This is a genomic window from Levilactobacillus parabrevis ATCC 53295 (genome assembly GCF_001434055.1).
In the GTDB taxonomy this organism is placed as follows: domain Bacteria; phylum Bacillota; class Bacilli; order Lactobacillales; family Lactobacillaceae; genus Levilactobacillus; species Levilactobacillus parabrevis.
The window spans coordinates 26,136-42,189 of the sequence record NZ_AZCZ01000021.1; the positions used below are offsets into that span (position 1 = coordinate 26,136).

The window sequence follows — 16,054 nt, forward strand, 5'->3', positions numbered from 1 at the left end:
CCAATTTGGCGGTATTGGTAACGCTTACTTTTTGGCTTTGAATTGGTCGTAGAGGTTAATCGCGGCTTCTGCCAGCATCCCGAAAGTCATCAACCACATGGCCAACATCTCTTGATGTGCCAGCATGCAGCCGAGCAAGATAATGTAGAGGATAAATAAAATAACTGCCGATGATTTATGATTCATGGTAATTCCTCCCTCGTGTAATTGGGTCCATCTCCATTTAACCACTCTTGCCGAGCCCTGTTAACAGCTAGCGTTTCATTTAAGAATCCCAAAAATGCAACAGATTAGTCGGCGTGAAAGCGCATTATCGAGTACAATATGGGTAACGAATCGGTAAAGGAGGACGCCTAAATGACAGAACGTTACCTGCCACCGCTCGATCAAGGCTTAACTGCGGTCGAAGTGAAACAACGGGTGGCTGAGGGGCTAAAGAATGACCCGCTACCACCGTTAACGCGGAGTGTAAAACAAATATTTAGAGACAACTTATTAACGCTATTTAATTTAATCAACATTCTGCTGGGTGGCCTCGTGCTGTTCACTGGCAGCTATAAAAATTTACTGTTTTTAGGTGTCGTGATTTTTAATACCGGGATTGGAATTTTTCAGGAAATTCGGTCGAAACGGCAAGTCGATAAACTCGCGCTACTTTCGGAGGCCCAGATTAACGTGCTGCGAGATGGCGAGCTCACGGCGATGCATCAGGACAAAATCGTCCAGGATGACCTGCTTGCCATTGGTCGCGGGGACCAACTACCAGTCGACGGTTTGGTTCGCGAGACGGCGGGGATGGAAGTCGATGAATCCCAGATTACCGGAGAATCGACGCCAATCATTAAGAACACCAACGATCAACTGGTCTCCGGAAGCGTCATTCTCGGTGGAAAGGCCATTGTACAAGCGACCAAGGTCGGCAGTGGCAGCTTCGTCAAACAGCTGGCTCATTCGGCTAAGCAAAAACGGCGTTCCGCTAGCCAACTCCTGATCATTATTAACCGGATTATTAAAGTGTTGACCTTTGCCATTATTCCTTTGGGAGCAGCGTTGTTCGTCTCCGCGTTGATGCGAGGACAGGACCAAAACCGCGCCATTCTGGGAACGGTTGCTTCGATGGTCGGGATGATTCCAGAAGGTTTAGTTCTGTTGACGTCGGTGGCGTTGGCTGCGGGGGCTTTTACTCTGGGTCGGCGACACGTGTTGGTTCGAGAACTACCTGCCATTGAAGCGCTGGCGCGAGTCGACGTTCTGTGTTTGGATAAGACCGGGACTATCACTAACGGTAAATTGGAATTAGAAAAGGTCGAAGCCGTAGGTAATCAGTCAACGGACGACCTGAATGAAACATTGGCCCAACTGGTGTCGGCGACGGGTGACGACAACGAAACGGCAACGGCCATCAAGAACGCGCTGGGAACACCAACCGTCACGTCACCAGAAGTCTTGCCGTTCTCCTCTGGACGTAAGTGGAGTGGAGCTCGGTTGGCCACTGGGGCTTACGTCATGGGGGCGCCGGAGTTTATTTTTGATAACGTGCCAGCTGATGTGAAGCAACGAATTCAAACACTCGCCGCGCAAGGCTATCGGGTCCTGTTGCTGGCTGAAGTCACGGCATTAACGGCACCCAAGCCCACTAATCCGGAGGCAATTGGTCTGATTTTGATTACCGATGAATTGCGGCCGCGGGCCAAGGACACCTTTAGCTTCTTTGCCAATCAGGATGTGGCGCTGAAGGTCATCTCCGGGGATAATCCGGTGACGGTTGCCAGTATCGCTGGTCGGGCCGGAATTGACGGCGCTGATCAGTTGGTCGACATGAGTCAGGTCGGGGAAGAACCCGACTATGATCGACTGGTTGCGGACTACAACGTCTTCGGTCGGGTCACGCCGCAGCAGAAGCAGGGACTGATCAAGGCCTACCAAACGGCCGGGCATACCGTTGCCATGACTGGGGATGGGGTCAATGACCTGTTGGCGCTGCGCCAGTCGGATTGCAGTATTGCGATGGCCTCGGGGAGTGAGGCCACGAAGAGTCTGGCGGATTTCGTACTGGTCGACTCCAACTTTGATGCGATGATCAACGTCCTGAATGAAGGTCGCCGGGTTATTAATAACATCGAGCGGGTGGCCTCACTCTACCTGATCAAGACCATGTATTCCGTGGTGTTGACGCTGATCTTTATCTTCATGAGCCGTAGCTATCCGTTTGAGCCGATTCAGCTAACACCAATCTCTTCACTGATGGTTGGAATTCCAACATTCTTCCTAGCGCTACAGCCAAACTACGCGCGAATCGCTGGCCGTTTCATGAAGCAAGTCATGGAGGTCGCTGCGCCGGCAGCCGTCTGTGTAGTGGGCTACATTCTGGTCATTTTGGCATTGGGCACGCAATTTGGTCTGAGCTTCGCCACGACCTCTACGCTGAGTGTCCTGATGACGGGGCTGATCAGCCTAAATGCCTTGATTATGGTGGCCCGGCCGCTGAACCGGTTTAAGATCGGGCTGATTGCCCTCATGGCGGGACTCTTTGCCGTCGTCTTCCTACTGTTTGGTCCGATTTTCTCGCTGGTTAGCCTGTTGAATTGGAAACTGGCTTTGATTTACTTACCACTGATGATCAGCGTGTACCCAGTCTTCATCGTGGTTCAAGAAGGCTTAGGCAAACGGATCTTGAGTCGTATTCGGTGGCGGTAAAGGTTGATTATTGGTGCAATGAGATTATCCCAAAACACGGATGTTGGCTACTCTAAAGCTGATAAACCTAACTACAAAAGTAACGCGGTCAGTGCACAACTCGTCCACTGGCCGCGTTTTCGTCTTAACGCTAGCTGAAATAACTTAATCTAGTTATATCTAGTCACTAGAACTAGGTAATATGCTATAATGAAAGCAAGAAATAGAAGGGCAGGGAAGAAATATGGCTGATTATAATCAATATACCCGTTGGGAAAACCAGATGCACAAAGCGAAGTTGCCACGATGGGATGATTTACCAAAGTTTGACCTCTACATGGACCAGGTGACGGCCTTGATCAACGATATTCTGGGACCATTAGGTATCGATACCATCACGCCGGCAATGATCAATAATTATGTGAAGCATCACGTGATCCTAGCGCCCGTCAAGAAGAAGTATCAGACAATGCAGTTGACGGATATCTTGATGATCAGCCTCCTTAAGCCCATGTTCCAAACGGATACGGTGCGCTCCGGGATTGACCAGATCACGGCCGGAGATTACCCCAAGCAAGCCTACGATAACTTCATTGGCCAGCTGGAAGACCGCTTGCACCATTTAGGTGAGGAACAGGTTCAACCCGCTGCTAAGGACTTAAACGAAAAGTTGATGCAGGTTGCGGTCGATGCCGTAGTAGCCCGGTTACAGTCGGAAAAACTACTGCACTTGATTAAGCGTCCGCTCCGAAAGATTGAAAAAAGTAAATAGGCTTTAACGTAAAAAAGATGCCTGACTAGTTATAGTCGAGCATCTTTTTTCTATACGACTGGTTAGAGCTTACTGCGTCTGTGTCTCTAACGTTAAGTCGTTCATAAATGTTAACAGGAGGTTGGCGTAGCTCGGATGATCCGTGTTGTCCTTAATTTCCTGCTGAATCAGGTGGAGGTTATTGGTGATGACGCCGTTAGCCCCAATAAACATCATCTGATCCATGCTGGTAATATCATCGATATCCCAGGCGTAAACCTTCTTATGTTCGCGGTTAGCCTGCTCAATGAAGGCGTCGTTAAGCGTAGTTGCCTCCATGGTGTAGGCGTTGGCCCGTGTGTGGGGAAAGGTCAGGTTATACGGCATGATATAGCTGACAAAGAGGTCGGGATGCTCCATCTTCAACCGGTTCATAATGGTGTAACTTAGGGTGTGAACCTGCTCGTGATTGGCGAGGATACGAGCACCGAATTGCCGGTAGAACCGTTCGGGGAGGTCCTTGGTGTCGGCACCGCCAGTTTTAATTTCAATTAGTAATTTTTGATGGTGTTTGATCGCCGTGTTGAGGTAATCATTGAAACTGGGAATCTTTGCCTGGTAACCATTTTCGGTGACCGTGACGTTAGCCAATTGCTTGAGGGTCATGGACGAGACTTTGCGTTTGAGATTGGCGAGATTTTTTAAATTAGCATCGTGCATGACGACAAACTGATGGTCCTTCGTCATTCGAATATCCATTTCAACGTAATCCGGCCGTTCCTGGCTGGTCTTGACCATGGCGGGAATTGTATTTTGGACGCCGTTGCCGTTGTCCACACCACGGTGGGCAATCGTCAGTGGTCTACTCATGGTCAACCCATTCAGGTAGATCAAGTTGAATCCGACTAGGGCGGCGCTAATGGCCGCTAGACCAGTGATAATCAAGAGTCGCGTTCGTAGCCGAGTCTTGGCGGGCTCACGAAAGCTGAACAGAGTGGATGGTGCGGGTTGGTGCGCGTCATGACTACTGAGAATCACCATCATAAAAATCACGGTGGCGTAGCAGACGATGAATTCCGTAATAACCTCCATTAAAAAGAGATTGATGGTCGCGGTGACTAGGGCAATCCCCGTCTTATCAAAGAGAACTTGGCCCACGTAGATGGTCATGTAGATAGCAGCGACAACGATGCTGACGATGACTAGGGTCACGATAATTTTAAGAAAATAGTTCCAGAAGTGACCGCGGGTGCGTTGCCAGCTAAGGCGAATGGCGTCACGGCTGTGATAGTGGTCGATCATCATTAAGGGGAGGACGGCAATTAACCGAATTCCCAGATAAGCCGCGCCAACGTAGAAGATACCCAGGAGGATGGCAAAAGCGTTGTTGGCCATAAGGTAGCTGATAATAAATGCCGGAATCTTGGCCTTATTGAGCAGTGGGGTTGTAAAAAGTTCGCTCCCAAAGGGCATGATCACGATGAAGTAGCCAATAAAGAAGAGAAAAGTACTAGGCGAGGCCCCGGCGATGCTACGAATGGTATCGCCTAAAACGGCCAGCATGGTTTGAGGCCGACCGTGACGGATATTGGTGATCCCCAGAAGTAGGTAGGCAAACTGCCAATAGATCAAGGTCGTAATGGCGAGCAGAATGACGATCAGCCCTAGGATGGCTAGAGGATGATGGATCAATAGGGCGCCAATATTGGTATAGGAGACGTAAGGTACGTGTTGCCAGCGCATCAAAGCAGCAGTCAACCAGGTAAAGGTAGGCACCGCAATGTAGCTGACGACCAGGTTGGTTAGAAAGACTAGGGTGACGTAACTACCCCAATGATGGAAAAAGTGGCTGTTCGCGTCACGCCAGAAAGCTAAGGGTCGCATAGAAATCACGCTTTCAAATTTATTTGCGATTTACGGCTAACTGGCATGGCGTGCTTTCACCGTGCGCAGTGGCCGAACTAGAGATTTTTCATGTCTTAACTGTAGCATACTCGTTGCACCGCCGGTATGGAAACTGCCCAGTTGGTGGAAAAAACTTGGCGAACACAAGAGTTCAGTGGCGCAACTGCCAGAATTATGAAAGAAAAGTGATGGGTTGTGATTTAAAATACATCAAAAAATTTCTGAAAAGTTTTTTAAAATTTGTGTATGCGCTTACATTCTTTATCGCTGTAAGCCTTGCTGGCGGCGGGTTTGTTTGTCAGTCCAACTAGTTGTGATTTTTTTAACATAAACCTCTTGCAGAATTTTAAAAAGGTGATATGATTTAACTCGTGAAGAACTTAACAAGATGTTTTCAAATGGAGGCATAAAAATGTTAAAAGACGTGAAAGAAAATCCAAAAGTAAAAAAAGAAGAAAGTGCGGAAACCGTTGATCAAATGATCGACCGGTTGACCGCTAAAGCCCACGACGCGCTGTGCGCCATGGATGACTTTACCCAAGAAAAAGTTGATCACATCGTTCACCAAATGGCGATCGCTGGGTTGGACCACCATATGGAATTAGCCAAGGCGGCCTTTGAAGAAACTGGCCGTGGTGTGATGGAAGACAAGGCCGTTAAGAACATGTTTGCCACTGAAGAAATCTGGCACTCCATCAAGAACGATAAGACGGTCGGTATCATCAAAGATGACCGTGAACGCCAATTGATTACGGTTGCTGAACCTCTGGGAATCTTGGCCGGGGTAACGCCTGTCACCAACCCAACGTCAACGGCAATGTTCAAGTCATTGATTGCCGTTAAGACGCGGAACCCAATCATCTTTGCCTTCCACCCACAAGCACAGAAGTCTTCCGTGATGGCTGCTAAGGTTGTTCGCGACGCTGCGATTGCTGCTGGTGCCCCAGAAGGTGTTATCCAGTGGATCGACAAGCCTAGTCTGGAAGCCACGACGGCATTGATGAACCATCCAAAGGTTGCCAGTGTCTTGGCTACTGGTGGTCCCGGCATGGTTAAGGCTGCTTACTCAACTGGGAAGCCAGCCTTAGGGGTTGGTCCTGGTAACGGTCCAGCTTACATTGAAAAGACGGCCAACATCAAGCGTTCTGTCTACGACATTGTGCTTTCCAAGACGTTTGATAACGGGATGGTCTGTGCTTCTGAAAACAGTGCCGTGATTGATCAAGAAATCTACGACACCGTTAAGAAGGAAATGGAAGATCGTGGCGTCTTCTTCATTAAGAAGAGTGACGAAAAGGCCTTAGCTGATGCAATGTTTCGGCCAGAAGGTGGGGTCAAAGGACCTATCGCGGGGATGTCCGCACAGAAGATTGCTGAAATTGCTGGTATCAAAGTTCCAGCTACGGCGAAGGTTCTGGCTGCTGAGTTGAAGGGTGTTGGGCCTAAGTTCCCACTTTCACAAGAAAAGCTATCTCCAGTACTTTCCGTTTACAAGGCCAAGAGCCACGAAGATGCGTTCAGACTTTGTGATGAACTTCTCCATTTCGGTGGTTTAGGTCACACGGCCGGCATTCACACGATGGATGACGACTTAGCTACTGACTTTGGGATTAAGATGAAGGCTAGTCGGGTGCTGGTCAACACGCCATCCGCTATCGGTGGTATTGGGAACCTCTACAACGAAATGATTCCTTCATTGACGTTGGGGACTGGTTCGTGGGGTAAGAACTCTGTATCCCATAACGTTTCCTCATTTGACCTGTTGAACATCAAAACGATTGCAAAGCGGCGAAATAATATGCAATGGATTAAATTACCTCGAGTTTACTTTGAAAAGACGTCTGTCCGTTACCTCGACGATATGCCTGGCATCAAGCGGGTCTTCCTGGTAACCAGCCCATCCATGGTTGAACTGGGTTACATCGACACTGTCTTAAATGAATTGAAGCGTCAACCAGGTGGTATCGAATACTCCCTGTTCTCCGACGTTGAACCAGATCCAACGACTGACACGGTTGAACGTGGGGTCGCTCAGATGCGGACATTTAAGCCAGACACGATCATCGCCTTAGGTGGTGGGTCACCAATCGATGCTGCTAAGAACATGTGGTTATTCTACGAAGATCCTAACGCTAGCTTCTTCGGTGCTAAGCAGAAGTTCTTAGACATTCGGAAGCGGACTTACAAGTTCCACAAGCCTCACAAGGCACAATTCGTTGCAATTCCAACGACGTCTGGGACTGGTTCAGAAGTAACGCCATTCTCCGTTATCACGGATTCCAAGACGCACGTGAAATACCCACTGGCTGACTACGCTTTGACGCCTGATGTGGCGATCGTGGATTCACAATTTATCCAAACGGTACCAAAGAAGACGGTGGCTTACTCTGGACTAGACGTGTTAACTCACGCCATCGAATCCTACGTTTCCGCAATGGCTTCCGATTACACACGGCCATGGTCATTACAAGCCATCAAGTTAGTTATGGAAAACCTGACCAACTCCTACAATGGCGATGTGACGGCGCGGGAAGAAATGCATAACGCTTCGACACTTGCCGGGATGGCCTTTGCCAACGCCTTCCTCGGGGTGGATCACTCGATTGCCCATAAGTTAGGTGGGGAATTCGGCTTACCTCATGGGTTGGCTATCGCCATCACCTTGCCACACGTTATTCGTTACAACTTCAAGGAACCAACGAAGCTGGCTATGTGGCCGAAGTACGAGTACTTCCGTGCTGACGAAGACTACGCCCAAATCGCTCGTTACCTGGGCTTGCCAGGGAACACCAAGGAAGAACTGAAGGAAGCCTTAGTCAAGAAAGTTATCGACTTGGCGCACTCAGTTGGCGTTACCTTGAGCTTGAAGGCTAACGGCGTGGACAAGGCCCACTTTGACAAGGTCGTTGACCACTTAGCAGAATTGGCCTTCGGTGACCAATGCACGACTGCTAACCCTAAGGAACCATTAGTTTCTGAATTAAAGCAAATCATGATTGATGAATACGACGGTAAGAACGTCGAAAAATAAGGTTTAGCCGGGAACGGTCACTCTGAATGGAGTGGCCGTTTTTGTGTTGTTTAAAGGAAGATTGGGGAGCAATCTGCTGTAAATTTGCGCTTTAATTGGTGCGTTTCTACTATAATATAGCAATAATCATTACCGTTAGTCCCTAAACAGCGTTATGCTTAAGGTGTCAAATTAATCTGAGGAGGAATCATTATGCCACAAACAAAAACAGCAGTTGTGTACTTCTCTGTATCAGGACGGACCCAGACGGCCGCCGAAGCGGTGGGGCGATACCTGCAGCTTACCCCGGTTCGGCTAAAAGCTAAGGATCCGTACCCTACGACAGGCTTCCAGCAATTGGTCGCGCGGACCGATGCTGAGAACGAGCAGCGTGAGTTACCTGATTTTGACCCCGTCGATGTGAGTCAAGTTGAGACGCTTTATTTAGGTTTCCCAACCTGGTACCATCAGCCACCACGCCTCATTCAAAACTTCTTGACGACCACTCAGCTGGCTGGTAAGACGGTGGTTCCGTTTGTGACGAGTGCTAGTAGCCGGGTAACCGAGAGTTTGCCGTACCTGAAGGAGTGGGCGGAAGCTGGGAACTTTAAGATTCAAGATAGCTTTACGGCGAATACGCCGGATGAGATTGCGACCGGCTTGAAGGATGATTTTCCTTTATAAAGAATGAATGTTGTTAGCGGTAAGTTTTGCTGAAGTGGATAATTTCAGTGAAATTTGCCGCTTTTTAAGTCTCTAATTTAGACGTGATTTCCGAAAATTTTCAAAAACATTCGGAAAAATGGCGTATTTTCATCGAATTATCATTAAATATAATAAAAAAGTCCGATTTTTCAGTGCAAAATGCACTTAAAAACGGCCCTCGTTTTAGCTGAAATGGGTAAAAATTAGCTGATTAAAGCGTTTTATATTACACCACCATTACAAATATTACGGAATGTCATAATGTAATATTTTTCTTAACCTCCGCGTAATCTAACATCAATTTGAATGTAATACCTATCAGTTATTCTAATATCCGTTAAGCAAACAAAGGAGGACATTCATTTCTTATGAATATCAAAAAAGCTTTAGTTACTACTTTAGGAACGGCCGCTATTGTCGGTGCCGGTTTCTTCGCTACTACTGAAACGGCTAACGCCGATACTGTTACGGTCAAGCAGGGGGATTCTGTTTGGTCATTAGCTAACACGTACAAGACGTCCGTTAACGCCATTGAAAAGGCCAACAGCCTTGCTAACAGCAACCTGATCTATGTGGGTCAAACGCTGAACGTGCCTACGAGTACGACGACGTCAACGACTGCTGCTAACGTTGCTAGCCAAAACTACAGCAATAACGCTTCTACGCAAGCTAGTCAATCCACGACTAGCCAAGCAACCACTTCTTACTCTAACCAAGCAGCTACTAGCAGCAACACGTCTGCTTCTACTGGTGTTTCTGGCTCCGAAGCCAGTGCCAAGTCTTGGATTGCGGGTAAGGAATCCGGTGGTTCATACTCAGCTCGTAACGGCCAATACGTAGGTAAGTACCAATTGAGTGCTTCCTACTTGAATGGTGACTACTCAGCTGCCAACCAAGAAAAGGTGGCTAACTCTTACGTTGCCTCCCGTTACGGTTCATGGTCTGCTGCGCAATCATTCTGGCAAGCAAACGGCTGGTACTAAAACTCAGCTAATCTAATCGTTTAAATCAAGTAAGTCTCCACGGATGCAGGTCCGTGGAGGCTTTTTTGCGTTTTTTAATAAAATGCATTGGAGAGTGAGAGGAAAAGTATGGGGTGAAGCCGGCTAGAGGATCATCTGTCCATTACTACATGGAAAACAAATAAAATGTGGCTGAGAGAGCCGCCTGATCATAAAATTTTAGTCACAATCGGACGTGACACGGAGAACACGGACCGTGGTTTCCACAAGATTGCGGCATGTTTTCGTCAAATTAAGACGTATTTCCTTAATTTTTGAGATTTTAAACCTAATTTTTTTACGCAAATAATTCGTGGATTTGGTCAAAACCGTCACATCCCAGCAAAGAAGCACTCGAAAACCGGCTTAATGTTTCGGCACCGTTAACCATGTTACAGTTTGTCATTTAACCAGGTTTTTCTTAACGCGGGTGTAACTCAGGAACAATCGCGGTGTAACCTCCACAGGTTATGATAGGTCTCGTTAAGTAATTGATAGACAACCGCTTCACTTAAATCAAAGGAGGACATTCATTTCTATGAATATCAAAAAAGCTTTAGTTACTACTTTAGGTACTGCCGCAGTCTTAGGTGCAGGTTTATTCGCGGGCACCACTTCCGCTAACGCCGACGTCCGGGTAACGGTGAAGTCGGGAGACACTGTCGCAAAGATCGCTAACCAATACAGTTCAAGTGTTTCTTCAATCGAACAAGCAAACAACTTAAAGAACGTCAATTTAATTTACGTGGGTGAATCCTTAGTGGTCCCTGGCTCAACGACCGCAACGGCTACGACTAGCCAAGCTACGACGCCAAGCACGTCAACGACGCATGCTACGACTGGGACTAACAACTACAGTAGCACGTCAACGGCATCCACTGGGACAACGAACTCAGCTGCAACGAGCACGACGAGTTCATCAACATCTAACAGTTCTTCTGCCAAGTCTTGGATTGCCAACAAGGAATCTGGTGGCTCATACACGGCTTCTAATGGGAACTACTACGGTAAATACCAATTGAGTAAGTCTTACTTGAATGGTGATTACTCTGCCGCTAACCAAGAAAAGGTTGCGAACAACTACGTATCCTCCCGTTATGGTTCATGGGCAGCTGCAAAGTCCTTCTGGCAAGCAAACGGCTGGTACTAAACTGGGCCGTGCGTCACTAAATTTAGTCAGTTAAGCAACTAAAATAAGAAACGACGGTAAAACCTAAAAAGGTGGACCGTCGTTTTTGCGTCCCCAAGAGCGCATAAATTAGGGATTCTTACCCCAGTCTGGTCAAAATGGGGGTCGCTGTTACTGTTTCGTAACATTCGGACAACTTTCCTGTAACTTAACAACGTTATGCTGGTCTTAACAAATTCGCTAGGAGGGACCACATTGAAGCTTAAGTCACTATTCATGGTTATGTTAATGGTTGTTTCAATGGTTCTGCCTAGCGTGACCTCAGTTGCTAGCACGACCACTACGGCAGAAGCTAGCGTGAAGTACGTTTGTACCCTGTCTAAGAGCGAAAAGAAGGCTAAGGCTTGGATTGCCAACAAGGAATCCGGTGGTAACTACCGTGCCAGCAATGGCCGGTATTACGGGAAGTACCAATTGACCCGCTCATACTTGAAGGGTGACTACAGTAAGGCTAACCAAGAGAAAACTGCTGACCGTTACGCACACAGTCGTTATGGGACGTGGAAGCATGCTAAGCGGCACTGGTTATCCTGGGGCTGGTTCTAATTAAATCGTAAATATGTAGGGGTTCTTTGACTGATAAGGTCAAGGAACCTTTTTTAGTTAGTGATGATTTGAAAACGACGTCCTCACTATTGGCTGGGCCAACCAGTGATTCTGTTACCTGACGAGGCCTACGCGTTATTTACTCGGACACGGCAGTTGTCACCCCAACAGCTGATGCACGGAACGGCTAATGACTAAGTGAAAGTTGTGCAGCGTTTCGGTTGTAAACGATTACAGGGTTCGCTAAACTGTGAGTGTTAAGACAGAAATAACGCTTGGGAGGCGGCTCATGGCAAAAGTATTGGCAATTAATGCGGGGAGTTCCACGCTGAAATGGAAATTATTTTCGATGCCCGAGGAGCAAGTGATTGCTTCGGGGATGGTTGACCGGTTAAATCTACCGGGTTCACTGTTTAAAGTTAAACTAGCTAACGGTGAAAAATTCACGGAAACGCAGGACAATATTACCAATAAATTGGCTGCGGCAATGGTGTTAACACGCTTAAAATCATATGGTATCTTGTCGCATCTGAGCGAGATTACCGGCGTAGGTCACCGAATTGTTGCAGGTGGTGAGATCTTTAAGGATTCTGCCGTCATCACGCCAACTGTGTTGCGGCAAATCAAGGCGCTCAAGGATTATGCGCCACTGCATAACCCGGTACAGGCGTATTATATTGAAGTGTTTACGCAGCTGCTACCGAGGGCCCAACAGGTGGCGGTCTTTGATACTTCGCTGTACGCGCAGATGCCGGCGGTGAATTATATGTACAGTATTCCCTATAGTTACTATGAAAAATTCGGAGCGCGAAAGTATGGCGCTCACGGAACCAGTCACCGATACGTGGCAATGCGAACGGCGGAGCTATTAGGCAAGCCGTTGGCTGACTTAAAGCTAATCACGCTTCATTTAGGCTCTGGTTCGTCCATCACGGCGTTTGATCATGGTAAAGCTCTGGATACGTCGATGGGCTTTACCCCGCTTGCAGGCGTCATGATGGGGACACGTTCGGGCGATATTGATGCGTCACTGGTGGCCTTCTTAGCTGAGAAGTTGCAGAAGACAATGCCAGAAATAATTGCGATTCTGAACAATAAATCTGGCTTGTTGGGTATATCAGAACTGTCGCCGGATCAACGTGACTTGGAACAAACGCAAGCTGACCGACCCAAGTCCAAACTAGCTCTCGATATGTTCGTGAGTCGTGTCGTTCAGTACGTGGGGAGCTATATTGCTGAACTGGGTGGGGTAGATGCAATTGTCTTTACTGCCGGATCCGGTGAGAATGGAATTGAGATGCGGCAGACGATTGCAGACAAATTGGCCTACTTTGGCATTGTAATCGATCCGACTAAGAATGATTGTCGCGGTAAAGAGCGTGTTGTTAGCCCAGAGGGGACCCCAGTTCAGGTTCTCGTGGTACCAACAAATGAAGAACTTATGATTGTCCGTGATGTTACACGGTTAACGACTTAGTAAGTGTGCGCCCGTTGACCAGCGGGCTTTTTATGTGGACTGGTATAGACCTAGCATAACTGATTGACAATGAAAATACGACAACAATTTGACTATTCTATTTAGGGGTTTAGATGACGAATCCTAGAATATAAATAGCGTGAAAATGGCAGGTAGCGCAACAAGTATTATGATATCAAATTATAAATAATATGATTAACAATTAACTCTTGCTATTAGCCGTGAAATCCCGTATGCTTGGTCTACTAAAAGGCAGGCAAGACAAAAGCGGAATCCAAAGGTAAGGATTCCGCTTGAATTTACTGAATTGAGGTAATTAGCTCATGTGCAAGTCCCGCCGGCGGTAGCCCCACCAACCGAGTAAGATGAGTCCAATGCTAAGCACCAGCATCCAGCTGAAGTTAGCCCACTCTACATCATGGGTTGGGACTTTATTCATCCAACCGAGAGGGGACAGGTGCTGTGCCCATTTTGGAAGTTTGAGCATGCCGCCCATGTAAATCATAATGAAGCCAAGTCCCAGATAGAGCCAGTTCAGGAAACGAATCCGTGGCCACCAGCCAATAATGGCTGCAGCGATGCCGATAAAGACCAAGATTGCTGGCAATTGTCCCCAGATGGACTGCCAGAATTCAAAGATCGTCAAACCATCTTTAGGATGATCAAGAGTTGCATTTCCGACGAAGATCAGGCTGCTGATGGCACCAGCAAAGGTAACAAGGCTGCTCAGGAGGCCAGTGATTACATAGCTAAAGAACAGGCGAGTTCGTGAGAGCGGCCGAGCGTATAGGGATTCCAACCAGCCGTTCGTTTCATCACTGTAGAGTTTGTAAACAAGTTGAATGCCAGGGATAGCCGCCACTGCCGCCATTAGAACGACTAATGTTGATGTGAAATTAACCAACATTACGTGATTGGCTTCGTGCAAAACATTGGCACCGAAGACTTGCTGCATCGTCGGATTGGTTTTCAGCATATCGCCAACGGTATTGTAGATACTGCCATAGGTCATGCCAAGAATGGCGATGCCAATAATCCACCCAATAATGACATTGTGTTCGCGCCGCCACAGCAGTGAGGCGGGGCCGCGCAGAAAGCTAGATGCGGTGCGTCGACCTGGTCGGGTGGCCAGAGCACCGGCATTAAGGTCACGGTGCAGGTTGATGCTTGCTGCGAGAATGAAGAGGATAATGGCAGTTACCAGAGATAAGACGATAGGCAACCAATTGAGATGATAGTAAGGCGATATTTTTTCCACCCAGCCCAGTGGTGACCACCAGGTGTAGTCGGGATTCTGAACATCGGTCATCATCCGTACGATGTAGGCTAGACCGAATAGGCCGTAAGTCAGTCCCGTGGCACTAGCAGAATGATCAGCGAGTTGCGCGGCGACCAGTCCTAGTAGGCCAAAGACGAGACTGATAGCAGATAGTCCAAGACCTACAGCCCAATTTCCAGCAGTCGTCATACCATGCATCCCAGACAGTCCTAGTCCAGCACCATAGATGACCGCAATAATGGCGTTTACGATGACCAGTTCTAAGGCTGCCGCACTCAGTGGTGCCAATTGACCCACAGCTCGTGAGCGAACCAACTCGGTGATGCCTTGGTCTTCTTCGCCCCGTGTTGCGTGAATGCCAAGCATGATGTTCATGATGATTTGTGTAATTACCATGAAGACGACCATTTCGGTAGAAAATATCTGTGCCGTCGATGGATTGTTTGTGAACTTAAATGCACCCAATAGAGCCACCATAGCAGGACTTTTCAGGGTATCCTTAATCGCCGCAATCTCATGTTGTGTGCCGAAAATGTCGGTAAATTTGTAAGCCACACCCACCATCAGCCCGGCAAGAATCAGAACCCAGATCAAAATTTTAAAGCGATCGCGGCGTAGGGCAAGTCCGGTTAGACGACCGGTACGAGAAAAATGAGATATCATAACCCTCACTCCTTTTCCGTCGTGTAGTAGTGCATAAAGAGATCTTCTAGGGTTGGTGGTGTACTTTGTAGAGCCATAATATGGTGATCTGTTAATGCCGTCATGACCGCAGGAAGGGACTTAGCTTCGACTGAGAATTGCCATTCGTTCGGATGCTGACCAGCTTCGGCGTTGTGAACGCCTGCGAGCTGAGTCAAATCGAGTGGCGTCTTTAACGTGACGTTGATCACGGTTCGCGTCAGGTGCCGCATTTCAGCAAGGCTACCCGTTTCAATGATCGTGCCCTCACGAATAATGGCGATACGGTCACACATGCGTTCAACTTCTGAAAGGATATGACTGGATAGGAGGACCGCCTTACCCTGTTGTTTCAGATTAAGAACGGCCATTTGAAATTGCCGTTCATTCAGGGGATCGAGGCCGGACGTGGGTTCATCGAAAATGTAGAAGTCTGCGTCCTGAGAGAAGGCGGCAATCAGCGCGACCTTTTGGCGATTTCCTTTGGAGTAGGTCCGGGCCTTCTTGGTCGGGTCCAAGCCGAATTGCTTGATCAGCTCATCGGTTCGGGAGGAATGCTGTGTGCCATTCATCTTTAGCAGCAGGTCAACAATTTCCCCACCGGTAAGATTGGGCCAGAGATAGACGTCTCCAGGAACGTACGCTAAACGGCGATGAATGTCGACGCTGTTTGTCCAAACGTCTTGACCGAAGATCGTGGCGTTCCCGTCAGTTGCCCGAATGAGGCCGAGTAAAACTCGAATTGTCGTTGATTTACCAGCACCGTTTGGTCCGATAAAGCCAAAGACCTCGCCGGCATGAACGTTGAAGGAGTGTTTAAATAATTATGTGTAA

Annotated in this window: 11 protein-coding genes and 1 pseudogene; 8 read left to right on the plus strand and 4 right to left on the minus strand. The window is 47.9% G+C overall.

Annotated elements, in window-relative coordinates; all coding sequences use genetic code 11:
* Window positions 1-24 precede the first annotated feature (24 nt).
* Window positions 25-186, minus strand: coding sequence for a hypothetical protein (locus FD07_RS12485; protein WP_020089572.1), 162 nt, complete (start codon window positions 184-186; stop codon window positions 25-27).
* A 171-nt stretch (window positions 187-357) separates the two neighbouring features.
* On the opposite strand from FD07_RS12485, the gene FD07_RS06910 reads away from it, so the two are divergent.
* Together FD07_RS06910 and FD07_RS06915 are read left to right on the plus strand one after the other, a co-directional pair.
* Window positions 358-2,697, plus strand: a complete 2,340-nt coding sequence (locus tag FD07_RS06910; protein WP_020089571.1) for a cation-translocating P-type ATPase — start codon at window positions 358-360, stop codon at window positions 2,695-2,697.
* 223 nt (window positions 2,698-2,920) lie between these two features.
* Window positions 2,921-3,448 carry a DUF1836 domain-containing protein gene (locus FD07_RS06915; RefSeq protein WP_020089570.1) on the plus strand — a complete coding sequence of 176 codons (528 nt, stop codon included), beginning with the start codon at window positions 2,921-2,923 and terminating at the stop codon, window positions 3,446-3,448.
* Between the two features lie 69 nt (window positions 3,449-3,517).
* On the opposite strand, the gene FD07_RS06920 is transcribed toward FD07_RS06915, so the two are convergent.
* Window positions 3,518-5,311 (minus strand): glycerophosphoryl diester phosphodiesterase membrane domain-containing protein, encoded by a 1,794-nt coding sequence (locus FD07_RS06920; protein ID WP_020089569.1) that lies wholly within the window; start codon window positions 5,309-5,311, stop codon window positions 3,518-3,520.
* Window positions 5,312-5,744: 433 nt separating this feature from the next.
* Between FD07_RS06920 and adhE the strand changes: the two genes are divergently transcribed.
* The 6 genes from adhE to FD07_RS06950 all read left to right on the plus strand — a co-directional run bounded on the left by adhE (window position 5,745) and on the right by FD07_RS06950 (window position 13,260).
* A complete protein-coding gene (gene adhE, locus FD07_RS06925; RefSeq protein ID WP_020089568.1) occupies window positions 5,745-8,363 on the plus strand; it encodes a bifunctional acetaldehyde-CoA/alcohol dehydrogenase in 2,619 nt (872 codons plus the stop codon).
* Between the two features lie 192 nt (window positions 8,364-8,555).
* A complete protein-coding gene (locus FD07_RS06930; RefSeq protein ID WP_020089567.1) occupies window positions 8,556-9,026 on the plus strand; it encodes a flavodoxin family protein in 471 nt (156 codons plus the stop codon).
* Window positions 9,027-9,415: 389 nt separating this feature from the next.
* A complete protein-coding gene (apf, locus tag FD07_RS06935) occupies window positions 9,416-10,030 on the plus strand; it encodes an aggregation-promoting factor (protein WP_020089566.1) in 615 nt (204 codons plus the stop codon).
* A gap of 556 nt (window positions 10,031-10,586) precedes the next feature.
* Entirely contained in the window at window positions 10,587-11,198 is a 612-nt protein-coding gene (gene apf, locus FD07_RS06940) for an aggregation-promoting factor (RefSeq protein ID WP_020089565.1), read from the plus strand.
* A 234-nt stretch (window positions 11,199-11,432) separates the two neighbouring features.
* Window positions 11,433-11,783: an aggregation-promoting factor C-terminal-like domain-containing protein gene (locus tag FD07_RS06945; RefSeq protein WP_020089564.1), complete on the plus strand. Its 351-nt coding sequence runs from the start codon at window positions 11,433-11,435 to the stop codon at window positions 11,781-11,783.
* Window positions 11,784-12,072: 289 nt separating this feature from the next.
* On the plus strand, window positions 12,073-13,260 hold the full coding sequence (locus FD07_RS06950; RefSeq protein WP_020089563.1) for an acetate/propionate family kinase: 1,188 nt from the start codon (window positions 12,073-12,075) through the stop codon (window positions 13,258-13,260).
* A 316-nt stretch (window positions 13,261-13,576) separates the two neighbouring features.
* Here the strand turns inward: FD07_RS06950 and FD07_RS06955 are convergent, their stop codons facing one another.
* Window positions 13,577-15,202: an ABC transporter permease gene (locus tag FD07_RS06955; RefSeq protein WP_020089562.1), complete on the minus strand. Its 1,626-nt coding sequence runs from the start codon at window positions 15,200-15,202 to the stop codon at window positions 13,577-13,579.
* A 5-nt stretch (window positions 15,203-15,207) separates the two neighbouring features.
* A pseudogene (locus tag FD07_RS06960) lies at window positions 15,208-16,032 on the minus strand (ATP-binding cassette domain-containing protein); the annotation flags it as partial.
* Window positions 16,033-16,054 lie beyond the last annotated feature (22 nt).

Coding starts and splice junctions, on each gene's coding strand:
- adhE (WP_020089568.1), top strand. CDS start 5,745: ATGTTAAAAGACGTGAAAGAAAATCCAAAAGTAAAAAAAGAAGAAAGT.
- FD07_RS06930 (WP_020089567.1), top strand. CDS start 8,556: ATGCCACAAACAAAAACAGCAGTTGTGTACTTCTCTGTATCAGGACGG.
- apf (WP_020089566.1), top strand. CDS start 9,416: ATGAATATCAAAAAAGCTTTAGTTACTACTTTAGGAACGGCCGCTATT.
- FD07_RS06920 (WP_020089569.1), bottom strand. CDS start 5,311: ATGCGACCCTTAGCTTTCTGGCGTGACGCGAACAGCCACTTTTTCCAT.
- FD07_RS06915 (WP_020089570.1), top strand. CDS start 2,921: ATGGCTGATTATAATCAATATACCCGTTGGGAAAACCAGATGCACAAA.
- apf (WP_020089565.1), top strand. CDS start 10,587: ATGAATATCAAAAAAGCTTTAGTTACTACTTTAGGTACTGCCGCAGTC.
- FD07_RS12485 (WP_020089572.1), bottom strand. CDS start 186: ATGAATCATAAATCATCGGCAGTTATTTTATTTATCCTCTACATTATC.
- FD07_RS06950 (WP_020089563.1), top strand. CDS start 12,073: ATGGCAAAAGTATTGGCAATTAATGCGGGGAGTTCCACGCTGAAATGG.
- FD07_RS06955 (WP_020089562.1), bottom strand. CDS start 15,202: ATGATATCTCATTTTTCTCGTACCGGTCGTCTAACCGGACTTGCCCTA.
- FD07_RS06910 (WP_020089571.1), top strand. CDS start 358: ATGACAGAACGTTACCTGCCACCGCTCGATCAAGGCTTAACTGCGGTC.